The sequence below is a fragment of the Micromonospora sp. L31 genome, assembly GCF_052068075.1.
Taxonomy (GTDB): domain Bacteria; phylum Actinomycetota; class Actinomycetes; order Mycobacteriales; family Micromonosporaceae; genus Micromonospora; species Micromonospora purpureochromogenes.
This window is the reverse complement of record NZ_JBQHDC010000005.1, coordinates 428,458-444,193: the sequence shown is the minus strand read 5'-3', so window position 1 is coordinate 444,193 and position 15,736 is coordinate 428,458. Positions and strand designations below refer to the sequence as shown.

15 protein-coding genes and 1 pseudogene are annotated in these 15,736 nt (G+C 74.0%); 9 read left to right on the top strand and 7 right to left on the bottom strand.

The window, feature by feature from the left end; genetic code table 11:
- Positions 1–5: 5 nt before the first annotated feature.
- On the bottom strand, positions 6–470 hold the full coding sequence (locus ACTMS9_RS17105) for a MarR family winged helix-turn-helix transcriptional regulator (RefSeq protein WP_441147802.1): 465 nt from the start codon (positions 468–470) through the stop codon (positions 6–8).
- 137 nt (positions 471–607) lie between these two features.
- Between ACTMS9_RS17105 and ACTMS9_RS17100 the strand changes: the two genes are divergently transcribed.
- Both ACTMS9_RS17100 and ACTMS9_RS17095 read left to right on the top strand, forming a co-directional pair.
- Positions 608–1,168 carry an NADPH-dependent FMN reductase gene (locus ACTMS9_RS17100; protein ID WP_441147804.1) on the top strand — a complete coding sequence of 187 codons (561 nt, stop codon included), beginning with the start codon at positions 608–610 and terminating at the stop codon, positions 1,166–1,168.
- 245 nt (positions 1,169–1,413) lie between these two features.
- Positions 1,414–2,340: an MBL fold metallo-hydrolase gene (locus ACTMS9_RS17095; protein WP_441165427.1), complete on the top strand. Its 927-nt coding sequence runs from the start codon at positions 1,414–1,416 to the stop codon at positions 2,338–2,340.
- 72 nt (positions 2,341–2,412) lie between these two features.
- Here the strand turns inward: ACTMS9_RS17095 and ACTMS9_RS17090 are convergent, their stop codons facing one another.
- Together ACTMS9_RS17090 and ACTMS9_RS17085 are read right to left on the bottom strand one after the other, a co-directional pair.
- On the bottom strand, positions 2,413–3,411 hold the full coding sequence (locus ACTMS9_RS17090) for a hypothetical protein (protein WP_441148124.1): 999 nt from the start codon (positions 3,409–3,411) through the stop codon (positions 2,413–2,415).
- 182 nt (positions 3,412–3,593) lie between these two features.
- Positions 3,594–5,441: a thiamine pyrophosphate-requiring protein gene (locus ACTMS9_RS17085; protein ID WP_441147806.1), complete on the bottom strand. Its 1,848-nt coding sequence runs from the start codon at positions 5,439–5,441 to the stop codon at positions 3,594–3,596.
- 233 nt (positions 5,442–5,674) lie between these two features.
- On the opposite strand from ACTMS9_RS17085, the gene ACTMS9_RS17080 reads away from it, so the two are divergent.
- Together ACTMS9_RS17080 and ACTMS9_RS17075 are read left to right on the top strand one after the other, a co-directional pair.
- Entirely contained in the window at positions 5,675–6,436 is a 762-nt protein-coding gene (locus ACTMS9_RS17080; protein WP_441147807.1) for an MBL fold metallo-hydrolase, read from the top strand.
- Positions 6,433–7,014: a DedA family protein gene (locus ACTMS9_RS17075; RefSeq protein ID WP_441147809.1), complete on the top strand. Its 582-nt coding sequence runs from the start codon at positions 6,433–6,435 to the stop codon at positions 7,012–7,014. Before ACTMS9_RS17080 ends, ACTMS9_RS17075 begins: the two co-directional genes overlap by 4 nt.
- A gap of 16 nt (positions 7,015–7,030) precedes the next feature.
- Here ACTMS9_RS17075 and ACTMS9_RS17070 read toward each other — a convergent pair whose 3' ends face one another.
- The 3 genes from ACTMS9_RS17070 to ACTMS9_RS17060 all read right to left on the bottom strand — a co-directional run bounded on the left by ACTMS9_RS17070 (position 7,031) and on the right by ACTMS9_RS17060 (position 11,818).
- Positions 7,031–9,313: an alkaline phosphatase family protein gene (locus ACTMS9_RS17070; protein ID WP_441165426.1), complete on the bottom strand. Its 2,283-nt coding sequence runs from the start codon at positions 9,311–9,313 to the stop codon at positions 7,031–7,033.
- A gap of 216 nt (positions 9,314–9,529) precedes the next feature.
- A complete protein-coding gene (locus ACTMS9_RS17065; RefSeq protein ID WP_210774600.1) occupies positions 9,530–9,952 on the bottom strand; it encodes an acyl-CoA thioesterase in 423 nt (140 codons plus the stop codon).
- A gap of 45 nt (positions 9,953–9,997) precedes the next feature.
- Positions 9,998–11,818 carry an FG-GAP-like repeat-containing protein gene (locus ACTMS9_RS17060; RefSeq protein WP_441165425.1) on the bottom strand — a complete coding sequence of 607 codons (1,821 nt, stop codon included), beginning with the start codon at positions 11,816–11,818 and terminating at the stop codon, positions 9,998–10,000.
- A gap of 128 nt (positions 11,819–11,946) precedes the next feature.
- Here ACTMS9_RS17060 and ACTMS9_RS17055 point away from each other — a divergent pair, with 128 nt between their 5' ends.
- From ACTMS9_RS17055 to ACTMS9_RS17035, 5 genes and pseudogenes are all read left to right on the top strand, one after another.
- A complete protein-coding gene (locus ACTMS9_RS17055) occupies positions 11,947–12,420 on the top strand; it encodes a hypothetical protein (protein ID WP_441147814.1) in 474 nt (157 codons plus the stop codon).
- Positions 12,421–12,531: 111 nt separating this feature from the next.
- Positions 12,532–13,545: a glycosyltransferase gene (locus ACTMS9_RS17050; RefSeq protein WP_441147815.1), complete on the top strand. Its 1,014-nt coding sequence runs from the start codon at positions 12,532–12,534 to the stop codon at positions 13,543–13,545.
- 15 nt (positions 13,546–13,560) lie between these two features.
- A pseudogene (locus ACTMS9_RS17045) lies at positions 13,561–13,941 on the top strand (dihydrofolate reductase family protein); the annotation flags it as partial.
- Positions 13,938–14,399: a deaminase gene (locus tag ACTMS9_RS17040; RefSeq protein ID WP_441147817.1), complete on the top strand. Its 462-nt coding sequence runs from the start codon at positions 13,938–13,940 to the stop codon at positions 14,397–14,399. The pseudogene ACTMS9_RS17045 and the gene ACTMS9_RS17040, both read left to right, overlap by 4 nt.
- A gap of 114 nt (positions 14,400–14,513) precedes the next feature.
- Complete coding sequence (locus ACTMS9_RS17035; protein WP_441165424.1) at positions 14,514–14,960, top strand: SRPBCC family protein; 447 nt, start codon at positions 14,514–14,516, stop codon at positions 14,958–14,960.
- A 4-nt stretch (positions 14,961–14,964) separates the two neighbouring features.
- On the opposite strand, the gene ACTMS9_RS17030 is transcribed toward ACTMS9_RS17035, so the two are convergent.
- Positions 14,965–15,708: an N-acetyltransferase gene (locus ACTMS9_RS17030; protein WP_441165423.1), complete on the bottom strand. Its 744-nt coding sequence runs from the start codon at positions 15,706–15,708 to the stop codon at positions 14,965–14,967.
- Between the last annotated feature and the right edge of the window lie 28 nt (positions 15,709–15,736).

The following is a 15,736-nucleotide window of genomic DNA, read 5'->3' as shown; positions in this document are numbered from 1 at the left end:
GCGGCTCAGTCGGCCGTGCCGACCCGCTGGAACGCGCTGGCCAACCGGGCGAGGTCGAAGCCCTCGAAGTGGTCCAGGAACCGCCGCCGCACGGCGGCCAGGTGGCTCGGCCAGGACTCCTCCAGGCGGGCGAAGCCGGCATCGGTGAGGACGGCGTTCCAGCCCCGCGCGTCCTCCCCGCTCCGGACCCGCTCGACCAGGCCCTGGGTCTCCAGGCGGCTGATCGTGCGGCTCATCCCGCTCAGGGAGAGTTGGCAGGCGGCGGCGAGTTCGTTCATCCGCAATCGCCGGTCCGGCGCCTCGGAGAGGATCCGCAGGGCGTTGTACTCGGTGAAGGGCAACTGGTGTGCGCCGACCATGTCGGCGTCGATCGCCCGTGGCAGGACGTACATCAGCTGGCCCAGGGCGCGGACCAGCGCCTCCTCGTCGGGGTTGAGAGGTCGCAGGGGTGTGGCGGAGCTACCGGACATGGCGCCCATTCTAGTTGCTTGACCAAACAAATCGGCGCCGGTGCTGTGACGGTTGGCACGGCTCAGGTAATTGCTTGACCAAGCAAGCACTGGCTAGCCTTCACGGTGCCAGTCAAGGACTTCTGAAAGGCACAGTCATGACCAGGATCGGAATCATCCTCGGCAGCACCCGCCCGGGGCGTAACGGCGAAGCCGTCGCCCGCTGGGCCCTCGAGGTCGCCAAGCAGCGCTCCGACGCGGAGTTCGAGCTCATCGACCTGCTCGACCACCAGCTGCCGCACCTCGACGAGGCGTACCCGCCGGCGATGGGCCAGTACACCCAGCCGCACACGATCCGCTGGGCCAACACCATCGCGTCGTTCGACGGGTTCGTGATGGTCACCCCCGAGTACAACCACTCCACCTCGGGTGCCCTCAAGAACGCCATCGACTTCCTCTACGCCGAGTGGAACAACAAGGCCGTCGGCTTCGTCAGCTACGGCTCCGCCGGCGGCACCCGGGCGGTGGAGCACCTCCGCCTGATCGCCGGCGAGCTCCAGATGGCCGACGTGCGCGCGCAGGTGGCGCTGTCGCTCTTCACCGACTTCGAGAACTTCAGCGTCTTCAAGCCGACCCAGTTCCAGCAGGACGCTCTCACCGCCACGCTCGACCAGGTCGTGGCCTGGAGCACCGCGCTCGCCCCGCTGCGCACCCGCTGACCGCGTCCGCACCCTGATCCGGCGATCGCCGCGGGATCTGCTGCGCGGCAACCTGTCGAGACCGACGGGTCCCGCCGGTCCGCCTCCGTTCGAGGCCGGATCGGCGGGACCACGTCGTCGCTCGCCGACGACCGCCGGGGAGAAGGCCGCGCGGAGCCGGACGACGGTCCGGGCGGCCTCGGTGCCCCCCGCGCCGGACAACGAGCGGCGTCTGCCGCGACCCCCGGCGAGCTAGCATCCCGCCCATGCGCCTGAAGCTCGGCCGTCCCGACCTCCACCGCTACGAGGCCCGGTTCGACGTGCCGCCGGCCGCCGGAAGGTTCGCGGCCGTGTTCCTGGGCGTGTCCACGCTGCTGCTGGACGACGGCGAATCCGCCATCCTGACCGACGGGTTCTTCTCCCGGCCCTCGCTGCTCAAGGTCGCGTTCTCCAGGATCGCTCCCGACCAGGAGCGGATCGCCGACGCGCTGGCCCGGGCCGGGCTCTCCGACCGCCGGCTGGACGCCGTCGTGCCGGTGCACACCCACTTCGACCATGTCCTGGACTCCGCCGTCGTCGCGGAGCGCACCAACGCGACGCTCCTCGGTGGCGAGTCGGCCGCCAACGTCGGGCGCGCCCACGGCCTGCCGCCGGACCGGATCCGCGTCGTGACCCCCGGCGAGCAGGTCACGTCGGGTGCGTTCACCCTCGGGTTCGTGACGTCGGAACACTGCCCCCCGGACCGCTTTCCCGGGCACATCACCGAACCCGTCGTGCCGCCGGTCAGGGCCCGTGCCTACCGGTGCGGTGAGGCGTGGTCGCTCCTGGTCCGGCACGACAGCGGTCGCACCGCCCTGGTGCAGGGCAGCGCGGGCCTTGTTCCCGGGGCGCTGGAGGGGCACCGCGCCGACGTCGCGTACCTCGGGGTCGGTCAGCTCGGCGCGCGCGACGAGGGGTACCTCACGAGTTACTGGGCGCAGACCGTGCGGACCGTCGGTGCCCGGCGGGTCGTCCTCACCCACTGGGACGACTTCTTCCGCCCACTGGACCGGCCACTGCGCGCGCTGCCGTACGCCGGTGACGACCTCGACACCACCATGCGCGTGCTCGGCCGCCTCGCCGACCGCGACGGCGTCGCCCTGCACCTGCCGACGATCTGGCGCCGCGAGGACCCCTGGAGCGGGCTGCCCTGAGGTCGGGCCGGTCGGCGGCCGGCACGGCGCCGGACGTTGATTCCCGGGCGACCGTGGTCGGGCCCGCGGAGTTCAGCGGTCGGGCTCCGGGCCCTGCCGGCAGAGCCGTCGGTGTTCCGCGGTCACCACGCCCAGCAGGAAGAGGTCCACGGTGAGCGCGGTGAGCGCCCCGAACTGGTTGACGGTGAAGCTGAAGATCTGCCCGAACAGCAGGTCGACCAGGAGGGCGAGCTTGAACAGCCGGAAGGCCCGCGTCCGGTCGCGAGGCAGCAGCGACGCCCCGCGGATGCTGAGCACCGCGGTGATCAGCGCGGAGATCGAGACCCCGAGCACGGCCCGCCACTCCCGCTGGTCGTGCAGCTGGCCGGTGATCGTGTCCAGCAGGACGCCCAGCACGACGACGAACGGCTCGCCGACCAGGTAGAGCACCACCAGCGCCACCACCCACCGGTGCGTGGTCACCCAGACCACGGCCCGGCGGGCCCGGCGCAGCCACGGCTGCCAGAACCGGGGTCCGGGTGCCTCGCGTCGGGGCACCGTGTCGAGCAGCCGGGTGATCGCGTCCTCGACGTCCGGGCCGCATCCGCGCACCAGCCGGGCTGCGGCAGCCCGCCGGTCGTCGGTGAGGCCGGTGCGCAGCCCGCCGACCACCGCGTACAGCGCGTTCGCCGTCCGCTCCGGACCGGTGAGGCGGATCCGGCCCCGGATCGCCTGGGTGATCACCACGAGCAGGGCGAAGGCGCCGTAGATGATGCCGGCCGCCGGGGCGTAGAAGTAGTCGGTCCCGGCGGTGACGAACTTGCCCACCTCGTCGATGAACAGCCCGAAGCCGATCCCGCCCAGGACCGCGCCGAGGTTGCGCGCCGCGCTGCCCAGGAAGACCAGCGCGACACCCAGCCCGGTGGTCATCAGCAGGCCACCCCAGAGCACGTGCGCGATGTGCAGCCCACCGCCGCCGAGCTGCGGGTACCCGGCCGCCTGGAGGAAGGCCCGGACGAGCAGCACGGTGACCACCCCGGACAGCACGAACGCCTGCAGGTACGACGGCGCCTCCAGTACCCGGAGCGGCATCGTCCAGCGGGACGGGCGGGCGGGCATGCTCTCGACGCTAGCGGCGGCGGCCGGCACCCAGGGCCGGTTCCGTCCAACTGCGAACCGGCCGGCGGCCCGGTTCCGCCCGCGGCGTACCGGGCGTCAGGACGGGCCTCGCTCCGGACGGTGCCGGGTGCCGCTCACCCCGCCCCGCTCGTTGCTCACCTGCGACGTGATCGGTAGGCGGTGAGGGTGGCGGGCAGACCCCGGCGGATGATGCCGGCCCAGTCGGTGTCACCGCGCAGCAGCGCCCCGGCGGTGTTGCGGGCCTGCTCCAGCGTGAAGTGCGGGGGCAGCATCAGCTCGGCGGGGTCGACGAGAGCGTTGACGACCACCGGCCGGTCGGCGTTCAGCGCCCGCTCCCAGACGCCGGGGATCTGCTCCGGCGCGTCGACCAGCTCGCCACCCAGCCCGAGCACCTCCGCCCACCGGTGGTAGCCGATGTCCGGCAGTTCCTGGCTGTCCGGGAACATCGGCGTCCCCTCGGTGGAGCGCTGTTCCCAGCTGACGAAGGCGAGGTCCCGGTTGTTCAGCACCAGCACCACGAACCGCGGATCGGCCCAGCTGCGCCAGTACTTGGCCACCGTGATGAGTTCGTTGACGCCGTTCATCTGCATGGCGCCGTCGCCGATGAGCGCGACCAGCGGGCGGTCCGGGTGGGCGAACTTCGCCGCCAGCGCGTACGGCATCGCGCCGCCCATCGACAGCAGGGTGCCGGAGAGGCTGGCCAGCATGCCCGGGCGCACCTGGAGGTGCCGGGCGTACCAGGCCGTCGTCGTGCCGCAGTCCACCGAGATCATCACGTCGTCGGGCAGTCGGTCGTTGAGGGTGGCGAAGAGGAGCTGGGGGTTGACCGGGTCGGCCGGTTGCTCGGCGAGATCCCGCTGCGTCTGTCGCCACGCCCGGGTCTCGGCGGAGATCGTCTCCCGCCAGCCGGTCGGCGCGGGGCCGGGCCCCAGCTCACGCAGCAGCGCGCGGAGGGTGGCGGCCGCGTCGCCGGTCAGGTTCACCTCGGTCGGGTACCGCAGCCCCAGCTGGGTGCCGTCCCGGTCGACCTGTACCGCCCGGGCCCGCCCCGGCGGCGGATAGAACTCCGAGTAGGGCATGTTGCTGCCGACGATCAGCAGCCGGTCGCAGTTCTGCATCAGCTGCCAGCTCGGGCGGGTGCCGAGCAGCCCGATCGCGCCGGTCACCCAGGGCTCCCGGTGGTCGACCGCAGGGAAGCCCAGCAGCGCGGTGGCGACGCCCGCGCCCAACCGGTGGGCGACCTCGCGTACCTCGTTCTCGGCGCCGAGCGCGCCCTGCCCGACCAGCATGGCCACCCGCTCGCCGCCGCGCAGCACGTCGGCCGCCCGGCGCACCTCCGCCTCCGGTGGCACGGTCGGGCCGCTGCTCGGCACGCTGCTGGTGTGGTAGTACCCGTGGGCGTACGGCGGCTCCGGCACCGCCGGCTCGTCCTGCACGTCGAGGGGGAGCACCAGGGCGGTGACGGTGCGCCTGACCAGCGCGGTCCGGCAGGCGCGGTCCACCAGGTGGCGCACCTGGGCGGGATGGTCGAGCTGGGCCAGGAACGCCGCGGCCACGTCCTTGTAGAGCGCCAGGAGGTCGACCTCCTGGTAGTACCCGCCACCCTCGGCGGTCAGGGCGGTGTGGCCGACCAGGGCCACCACCGGCTGGTGGTCCAGCTTGGCGTCGTACAGGCCGTTCAGCGCGTGGATCGCCCCCGGCCCGCTGGTGACCAGGACGCAGCCCAGCGGGCCGCCCCCGTACTTCACGTGCGCCGACGCCGCGAAGCCGGCGGTCTCCTCGTGCCGGACCTGTACGAACTGCGCCCGCTCGTTGGTGCGTTGCAGCGCCGAGGTCATCCCGTTGATGCCGTCGCCCGGGTAGCCGAAGTAGCGGCGGACGCCCCAGCACGCCAACCGTTGCACGAGGTGATCCGCCACCTTGGCGTCCCTGGGCAGCGGCCAGGGATCCGCCGGCACCCGCCCGTCGCCGTCCACGCTCACCTGACTGATCCCTCCACTCGGTCCACGGGGCGGGCGCCGGCCTCCGCCGGACCGTCCCGCCCGCCGCCGCCGGACGGTATGAGTATGTGGCAGCATTTCCGGCAGAATGGCCGATTCGACCCCTGCGCCGACCGTCCGGGGGAGGAGGCCCGCCTCGGCCCGGCGGGCACGTCAGGTTCGGGCCGCGCGGTGGCACCGCCGGATACGGTGGCAGGCGTGACCGAGGCGGTGCCGTGCGGCTGACGTGGTACGGGCACAGCACCGTGTGGATCGAGGACTCCGGCACCCGGCTGCTGACCGACCCGCTGCTGCGTGACCGGCTCGCCCATCTGCGGCGACGCCGTGGGCCCACCCCGCGGCTGCCGGGCGCCCCGGACGCCGTACTCGTCTCGCACCTGCACGCCGATCACCTGGACTTCGCGTCGCTGCGCCGGCTGCCCCCGGACACCGCGTTGGTGGTGCCGGCGGGTGCGGGCCGCGTGGTCCGTCAGGCGCTGGGCGCGGCGGCCGCCCGGCGCTGCACGGAGCTCGCGGTCGGCGACCGCACCACGATCGGCCGGGTGACGGTCGCCGCCGTCCCCGCCGCCCACCACGCCGGCCGGGGCCCGTGGTCCCGGCACCGGGCACCCGCCCTCGGCTACCTGATCGACGGCGAGCTGCGGACCTGGTTCGCCGGGGACACCGGTCTCTTCGACGAGATGGCCGGGCTGGGGCCGCTCGACCTGGCGCTCGTCCCGGTCGGTGGGTGGGGACCCACGCTCGGGCCCGGCCACCTCGATCCGGCGGGCGCCGCGGAGGCGGTCCGGCGGGTGGCGGCGGCGTGGGCCGTGCCCATCCACTTCGGCACCTTCTGGCCGGTCGGCTGCGAGCGGGTCCGGCCGGACCGGTTCTTCGACCCGGGGGACGACTTCGCCCGCCACGCCGAGGCGGTCTCCCCGGGCACCCGGGTGCGCGTGCTGCGGCCGGGCGAGTCCGTCGCGGTGCGCCGGCCGTGACGGCGACGCTCGGCGTGCTGGGCTCGCTGGTCCTGGTGGTGCTCTTCGGGTCCGTCGTCCCGGTGGTGCCGACCGGCGCGGCGGTCAGTGGCGCCGCCGCGCTCGCCGCCCACCAGCATCCGGTCACCGTGGTGCTCGTCGTGATCGCCGGCGCGTGCGGAGCGTACGCGGGCGACCTGGCGACCTACGGCATGCTCGGCTGGGGTGGCGAGCGGCTCGCCCGGCGCCTGCACTGGCTGCGTGGCCGGCAGCGGGTCGGCCGGATGACGGCGCGCGTGCGCGAGGAACTCGTCTCGACGCTGCTGGTGTCCCGGCTCATCCCGGGCGGCCGGATCCCGGTGCTGCTGGCGGCGGCCCTGTCCGGGCTGACCTGGCGGCGTTTCGCCCTCGCCGACGCGCCGGCCAGCCTGCTGTGGTCGGTGCTGTACGCCGCGATCGGCGTCCTCGGGCGGGCGATCTTCCCCGAGCCGTGGCAGAGCGTCGTCGCCGCGATCCTGCTCGTCGTGCTGGTCAGCCAGGGGCTGAGCTGGCTGGCCCGGCGCCGGGCCCTGCCGGGCGAGCCGCCGGTGGCACCGTAACCGACGGCCGCCTGCGCTAGGCGTCGCCCACGTCGGGGTCCACTGTGCGACCCGCCGGGTCGTTCCGCTCGTCGGGGTGCTCGTCGGGACGGCGCAGCCCGAGCCGGCGCAGCCAGGCGAGCAACTGCCCGTGCACGGCTTCCGGGCCGACCAGCTCGCCCTCCTGCGGCCAGTCGGCGGGGTGGATGAGCAGGGCGTCCGTCTGCCAGCCGCCGAGTCCGCCGTGGCAGCCGACCAGCTCCTCGAAGGCCGCCACCTCCTCCAGACCCGGATCCACCGCGCTGATCACCACGAGATCACCGACGTGGTCCATCGTCTGGTGGCGCAGCAGGTCCTGACGCGCCCGCCGGCCGTAAGGGGCCAGCGGGTCATCGCCGTCGACCTGTCCGTCCCGCAGGTTGTGGCAGCCGCGCGCCCCGATGGCCAGCGGCCCGGCGGCCGAGTCGACGACGACCAGGCCGATGCCGGGATGCGCGGCCAGGCCGTCGATCAGCCCCGGTACGAGGGCGTCGACCCGCTCGCGGGTCAGCCGCCCCGGATGGCGGGGCAGATAGATCATCGCAAGGTTGCCCGACGCCACCACCACGGTCTCCGGATCGGTCCGGGTCGCCGCCGCCGCCTCCTCGTCGGCCGGGCCCAGGGTGACCTCGCCCCCGTCCGTGTGCGACCGCACCGCCACCCGGGTCGCCGTGCCGGTCGCCCCGCCCCGCCCCGCCACCTCGGTGAGCAGCGTGTTGACCCGTCCCCACTCCTCGACCGGGCCGGCCGCCTCGGCGGTCGCCGCCTCCCGCACCGGCGTCGGTGGCCCTGGCCGCCCGTCGGGGGCGGTCGGGCGCACCGTGGGCGCGGCGAGCCGGGCGACCACCTGTGCCAGCGACTCGCCGTACCGCTGGCGGAACGTGGCGCCCTGGCTCTGCCCGTGGTCGCTCAACACCACGATGTGGTAGCGCCGCGCCGCCTCGGCCGCCAGCCGCTGGAGGATGCCGAGCGTCTGGTCGAGCGCTTCGAGGACCGCCAGCGCCTGCGGCCGGGCCGGCCCGGCGTGGTGGGCCACCTCGTCGTAGTCGAGGAAGTCGCAGAAGATCACCGGCGCCCCACCGGCCATCTGCTCGGCGATCAGCGACACGTTGAGGTCGCTGAGCAGGCTCGCCATCGGGCGCAGCGCCAGGTAGGAGCCGCTGCGCCGCCCCCTGGGCTGTACGCCGCGCAGTCGCTGCCGCCGCGCCTCGTACAGCTCGCGAACCACCTGCCCGGCGCCGCGCACGATGGCCCGGGCGAACCCGTACGGGCTGGCCATGAACGCCGCGTAGCCCCGGGTGGACCGCCCGGGCAGCCCGGCCCGGCTCACCGTGAGCAGGCTGGTGGGGGCGTCGCCGGAGAAGACCGTGCTGATGCTGACCCCGCCATCCCGCAGCAGTCCCTGCCCGGTCGACAGCCGCCGCTCGACCTCGGCGGCGTCGCGGGGCCGGCTGGTCACCATGAGACGGCTGGCGCTGTCGTCCGCGGTCGCCTTCTCGTACCAGCGATAGGCCGGCACCCGCCGGACCTCGCCGTGCAGCAGGCCCGCCTGCGCCGCCGGCGTGGTGGCCGGCAGGCCGGTGTGCCAGTGGGTCATCCGGTGACTGCGGGAGCGCAGCCACCCACCGATCGTGGGCAGGTTGCCGGCTCGGATGGCCCACTGCACCAGCGGCGCGGCCACGCCGTCGAGCTGGACGACGAGCAGGGCGTCGGCCGTCTCCCGCTCGGGTGGCACCCCGCCGGCGCCGCGGCGGTGCCACGCCGGTCGCCGGTGGCGAGCCGGTCCACGGCGTACCCGGTTCATCACCCACAGCATCTCGCTGACGAACGCGTCGTCGGTGCCGGCGTCGGCGAGCCAGTTCAGGATCGCGGCCAGCGCCACGGCGAGCCACGCGGCGGCGAAGGCGTCGGCGAACCCGCGGACGTGCGCCTCCGGGTCCAGGCGCAATGCGACGTACATGACGACGGCCTGTACGCACACGCCGATGGCCAGCGCCCCGAGGCCGCCCAGCGCGGTGGAGAGCGCGAACAGCAGCGGGCGCAGCACCGCACCGATCCCGGCGATCAGCCCGACCAGCCACAGCATCGCGACCAGGCCGCTGGCGGTGACTCCCGGCAGTAGCCACAGCGTCAGGCTGAGCACCACGAACGAGGTCACCATGCTGCGCAGCAGCGCCCGCAGCCGCCCGAGCGTGGGCCGGTAGTCGCGCAGCACCCGCAGGCCCACCCGCAGCGGTTCGGGCAGCGTCCGGCGCGCCTCGGCGTCACCGTCCGGCTCCATCCCCATCACGATGCCACACCCCGCCCACCAAGATCGGCAGGTGCGGAGCCGGTCGTCCGGGCAGCTCCGCCACCGGTCCGCCGGATGCCGCCGGGGCCGACGGTCGACGCGCCGTCAGAGCACCGAGAAGCCGGCCGGCCGGCTGCCCAGGCGGCCGGTGGCGGCGTCCCGTCGCGTACCCCGAGCTGTCGGTCGCCGCCCGGTTGGCGCGCCGCCTCAGAGGCGGAGCGGTCCCGGCTCGGTGGCCAGCTCCCGGAACCGCTCCCGCGGGTCGGCCACGAGCCGCCGGGTCGACAGATCGAGCAGGCCGCCCACCCCGGTCACCGTCGCGACCTGGGTGCCGTCCAGGCGGCGGTAGTCCTGCTCGATCCGGAACGTCCGGCCCTCGCCCCAGTGGAACTCGCAGGACACGTCCACCTCGTCCCCGCCGCGCAGCTCCCTCAGGTATCTCAGGGTGACCTCCAGGGCGACCGGTCCCACGCCGGTGGCGATGAGCCGGTCCTGCGAGATGCCCGCGGCACGCAGGCATTCCCACCGGGCGTGCTCGGCGTACTGGAGGTAGACGGCCTGGTTCAGGTGGCCCTGGGTGTCGAGCTCGTAGCCCCGGACCGCGATGCGCACCGTGAAGGGATCTCCCATGCACCGGGAGCGTAGGCGGTGGGTACGACGCCGCTTCCGGAACCGCTAGCCGAGATGCATGCCGAAGCCCGCGAAAGCCTCGGGCCCGACCGGCAGGTCGGCCGCCGACCATGTCCTGAGGCCGTTGACCGTGACCCCGCCGGGCGCCTCCGGCGTCGCCGGTGTACTACGGACGACCATCACCGAGCCCGCCCGCTGCAACCCGTTGACCGTCGCGTTCCAGCAGCCCACGACGAGGCCGGCGGCACCGTCGGGCTGGCGCACCGTGCGGAGGACGTCGCCGAGGTAGAAGTACGGGCTGCCGGCGCTCGCCGGTACGCCCGGTGTCTTCCAGTCCAGCCTGCGCAGCCCGGTGGTGGTGAGCCCCTGTGCGCCGCCCCGGAAGACCGTGATCGCGCCCGTCCCGGCGACACCCCCGACAGTCTCCTGCGGGCTCGCGACGGCGACGTCGCCCCGACCGTCGTTGTCGAAGTCGCCGAACGCCAGTTCCGTACCGAAGAACGCCGACGGGTCGTCGCTGCCCGGGACGCCGGGGCTCCGCTGCGTCCAGTACTGCACGCCGTTGACGGTGAGACCGGTGGACGAGCCACGCAGCACGGTGACCGAGCCGCCCCGGTTCACCGTGTCGGAGCTGAAGCCTTCGCGCTGGGCATTCACCACGAGGTCCGCGTAGCCGTCTCCGGTCAGGTCGCCGGCGGCGAGGGCGTGACCGAAGCCGTCACCGTACTCGGCGACGTCCGGCACGCCCGGCGTGTCCTGGTAGAACAGCTGCGCTCCGGCGATGCCGAGACCGTCGCCCGTTCCGGGCAGGATGACCACCGATCCGGCGAAGTACGCGGACCCGAAGTGGTCGCGCGGGAAGCCGACCGCGAGGTCGTCGCGGCCGTCGTTGTCGAAGTCCGCCGCCGCCAGCACGGCACCGAAGCCGTCGGTCTCCGGGCGGACGGGCAGGCCGGCCGCGTTGCCGGGGACGTACTGGGCGGCGGCGGGACTCAGCCCGTCGGGCGTACCGCGGAACAGCGCGACGCCACCGACCCAGGGACGGCCGGCGCGGGGTGCCCCGGTCACCAGGTCGTCGGTGCCGTCACCGTTGAAGTCGCCCACGGTGAAGGCGGAGCCGAACAGGTTCTCGCCGGTGACGCCCTCACCGGGGACGTCGGCCTCCGGCGCCACGTCGGCGAGCCGGATCATCCGGGCCTCGGCGGTGGTCAGCCCCGACGGACCGCCGTAGAGGATGCGGAACCGGTCGTGCACGCTGCCGATCGCGAGGTCGGCGAAGCCGTCGTGGTCGAAGTCACCGGAGCCGAGCGCGCGGCCGAAGTCGTTGATCTCGCCGTGCGGGTCGGGCGAGCCCTCGTCGGTCGGCATGCCCGGCGTCGTGTGGTCGAAGTACTGGCTCCCCGCGGTGGTGAAACCACCCCTGGGATCGCCGAAGAGGACGTGGACGGCGCCGGTCTGCCCGCCGTTGACCACCTTGCGCAGCTCCGCCACGGCGAGATCCGGCCGGCCGTCGCCGTTGAAGTCGCTGCGCACCTCGTTCAGCCCGGTGATCGGCCGGAAATGACGGCCGACAGGATTCGTGGGCACCGGCTTCACGGCCCCCGTCGCGGTCGGCGTCCGCGTCGTGCCACCGGACGCCGTGGCACCCTGCGCGGTGCCGCGCTCCGCGGCCGCGCCCGTCGGCGCGAGGCGTGCGCCGATCGGGCCCGGCCGGGCCGGCTGGGCCGGCTGGGCGGCGCCCACCACCGTCGGGTCGAGGTACGAGGTCGGTACGCCCGGACCCGGGGGAGGGGTGCTCGCCGTCATGCTCGCCGCGACGAGTCCACCCAGGACCGCGGCACCGCCCACCAACCGGTACGCCCGCATGAATTTCTCCCCCGCGATGTAGGCGTCATGATGACACGCCGCTCGGCCGGCCGGGGGGCACCAGAAATCCCGGCGCCGGCGGCGGGCTGCTGGCACGCCGTCGCGTCCGGATGCCGCACACTGTGCCGGTGGCCGGAGCCGAACTCGTCGTCGCACACGACCTCGTGATGGACATGTGGTACGGGCAGTTCGTCATCCGTGGGGGCAGTCCCGCCGACCCGCCCGACGACGCGCTGTTCCGGCGGGCGCAGCAGGGGGCGGGCATCGCCGGTGACGGCCAGAGCGTGCTGGTGCTCTCGCCCCACCAGGCCAACGTCGCGATGCCGATCCGGGTGGAGGTGACCGCCGCCGCACCGGCCGACGATCTCGCCGACTGGGAGGAGGCGTTCGAGGGCGGCCTCGCCGTCGACGCCGAAGGGCTGCTGCTGTTCGACTCCCCGACCGCGGCGCGGCTGCACTGCCCGGTACCGCCCGGCCGGTACCGGATCCAGGTCGCAGGCCGCGGATTCGTGTCGCGGGGCTGGCCCGGCTCGACGCGACCGGGCGACGGTGGCGGGTGCGGCTGTGGCCGGCTGCCGGCCCGGTGGAACCCCGCCGGCTGAAGGCGTGGACCGAGCCCATCGAATGATCTACCGGCATATGTCTTGAAGTAACCATCGGTGCCGACCCCGGGGGCCGCGACGTGCCCAAAGGCGCGGCGTACCTTCGTCGGAATGCGCGTACTGTTCGCCAGCCTCGCATCGGTCGGTCACACCTATCCGCTGATCCCACTGGCGGTGGCCGTCCGGGAGGCCGGACACGAGGTGCACTTCGCCGTCGGCGAGGAGGTGCACGCACCGCTCGCCGCGAACGGCCTGCGCCCCTTCCGTCCCGCGGACGCGTTCTACGAGATCTACGCCGAGGACCTGGCACCGGAACTCGCCCGGCTGGAGCCCGACCTCGTCGTACACGAATGGGGCGTGCCGGGAGCGGCTGTCGCCGCCCATCGGGCCGGCATCCCGGGCATCTGGCACGGCTTCGGGCGGATGATCCCCGAGGGCATCGGCCTGGAACTGCCCACCCGGAACGCCGAGGCCGCCGGTCGGCCACACGTCGACATCTGCCCGCCGTCGTTGCAGGACGAGCACTTCCTCGCCAGCGCGGACCGGATCGAGTTGCGGCCCGTCGCGTACTCGACGCCGGCGGCGCTGCCCGCCTGGGACAGCCACCGCAGGTCACTGCCGCTGATCTACCTGACGCTCGGCACCGCCTTCGGCACCCGGGAGCTGCTGAGCGCGGCCATCGAGGGGTTGGCCGCGCTGGACGCGCGCGTGGTGGTCGCCGCCGGCCGGGTGCCCCTGGACCAGCTCGGGGACGTGCCGGACAACGTCAGCGTGCAGCGCTGGGTGCCGCAGGCGCAGCTGCTGCCGCACGCCGATCTCGTCGTGCACCACGGCGGCAGCGGCACCACCCTCGGCGCGCTCGCCGCCGGCGTCCCACAGCTGATCCTGCCGCAGGGCGCCGACCAGTTCGCCAACGCCGAAGCGGTCACCGCGGCCGGCGCCGCGCTGCGCCTGCTCGGCGACGAGGCGAGCGCCACGGCCATCGCCGAGCACACCCGGCGGCTCCTGCCGCGCGCCGGGCGGACCGACCACCGGGACGCCGCCCGCGCGATCGCCGATGAGATCGCCCGGATGCCCTCCCCGGCCGAGGTGGCCCGCCAACTGCCCGATCTTTCGCGCGGGTGAGAAAAGCGGTCGCGCCGCCGGGACGATCGACGGTTGCTTGGTGCGGTCCGGGTCGCGCCGGGCCACGCGTGCTGCTCTCGTCACCGGTCAGGGTCACCGTCACCGGCCGGGCCGACCTGGAGCCGACGGCGCGGTACTTCGTCCGAGCGGGTTGTGCGCCGGCTCATGGTCGAAGGCGGCGCGACGATGCACACTCAGTTCCGCGAAGCGGGTCCGGCCGCCGAGCTGCACCTGGTGCTGGCCCCGTTCTTCGTGGGAGACAGCGGGGCGCACCGCTTCGTCGCCGGCGGTCCACGTCGGCACCCGGGCCACCGGGCCCGCCCGGCCGAGGTACGCGAGATGGGGGACGTGGTGCTGCTGCGGTGTGCGTTGTCGGAACGGTTCGGCACCCCGTGACCCCGCCGCCCGCCCTCGACCGCCGCTGGCTCCAGGACGCGGTCGACCTCTCCCGGCGGTGCCCGCCGAAGGCCACCGCGTACGCGGTCGGCGCGATCGTGGTCGGCCGCGACGGGACCGAGCTGGCCCGGGGGTACTCCCGGGAGACCGATTCCCATGTGCACGCCGAGGAGTCCGCACTGGTCAAGCTCCGCGGGGTCGACCTGTCCGGAGCGACCATCTACAGCTCCCTGGAACCGTGCAGCGTGCGTCAGCATCGGTCGCCCACCTGCACCAGCCTGATCCTGGCCGCGGGTATCCGTCGGGTCGTGCTGGCGATGCGGGAACCGCCGATCTTCGTGGACTGCCAGGGCGTCGAGCTGCTGGCGGCGGCGGGGGTCGAGGTGGTCGAGCTGCCGGACCTCGCGGACCAGGTACGCGCGATCAACGGGTACGTCATGGATCTGCCGGGCGCCTGAGCCCTTGCCCGTCGGGGTGGCGGACGCGCCCGGTCACATCCTCCGCTCGCGGTGTGTCATGAGTGGTGGGGCGGACACCCTCGACCCGCCGCGTCAGCACGAGCAGGAGGAGCCATGACCGCCGCCGTCTCCACCATCGACATCGACCGGCCGCCGGACGAGGTGTTCGCGTACGTCACCGATCCCACGCGGTTCGCCGAGTGGCAGCACGACGTCGTGGGCGTACGCGTGGAGTCGGGTGGCCCGGTCGGATTGGGCATTCGGTTCACCACGACCCGCCGGATCGGCGGGGTCGAGCGCACCATGACCCAGGAGGTGACCGAGGACAGTCCGCCCGGCCGGTGGGCCGTGCGCGGGGTCGACGGGCCGATCAGGCCGAGCGTGACCGTGACCGTCGAACCTCTCGACGAGGGCGCGCGGTCGCGCGTGACGTTCGCCCTGGACTTCGCCGGACACGGGGTCGGTGTGCCGCTCGTGCCGATGGTCCGCCGGCTGGCGGCGAAGGGCGCGCCGGCGAGCTACCGGCACCTGAAGGAGCGGCTCGAGGCAGGAGTCTCCTGACCACCTACAGCCGGTGCCGGACCCAGACGTTGGGCTCGACGTAGACGGCGTGGTCGTGCGCCACGTCGCAGTGCACCGGCACCAGGGCGCCCGGCACGTGCACCGGCCCGCTCGTGTCGAACGGCAGGCCGGTCCAGCGGCGCCAGTCCTCGAGGCTGCCGCTGATCATCATGGACCGGGTGGCCACCCGCTCGATGCGTCCGCCCGCGCGCACGTGCACCCGCAGCCACGGGTCGACCGGCAGACCGTCGTCGCGGACCCGGGCCGCGTACTCGGTCATCGGCAGCTCGGGGTCGGCGTGCTTGCCGCTCGGGCGGACCGGGGCGACCAGGGTGTCGTACCCCCGATCGGCGACGGCCCGCCGCATGGCGGCGAGCATCCGGGCGGACAACCCGGCGCCCCGCCGGTCCGGTCGGACGCAGATCTCGATGGCCGACACGATGTTCGGGGTGGCCCCGCTGAGGCGGGTGACGGTGGCCCGCTGGATCGCCCGGTCCCAGCCGCCGTCCGGCAGCTCCGGCTCGGTCCAGCGCAGCGGCACGGCGTACGCCTTCGCGACGGCGCGCCCGGGCTCGGCGGAGTCGACGGCGGCGAACACGAACTCGGGATAGAGGTCGTGGGCGACGTTGTAGTAGATGCCACCCATCGGGTCCCAGAGCATGAACTGCGGCCACGCCCCGTCGAAATCCTCGTCGAACAGGGCAGCGAGGTCCGGGCGGTCCGCGAGGCTCACGATGTCGATCGTCACGGAGGGACACCGTAGGGCGGCCACCGGG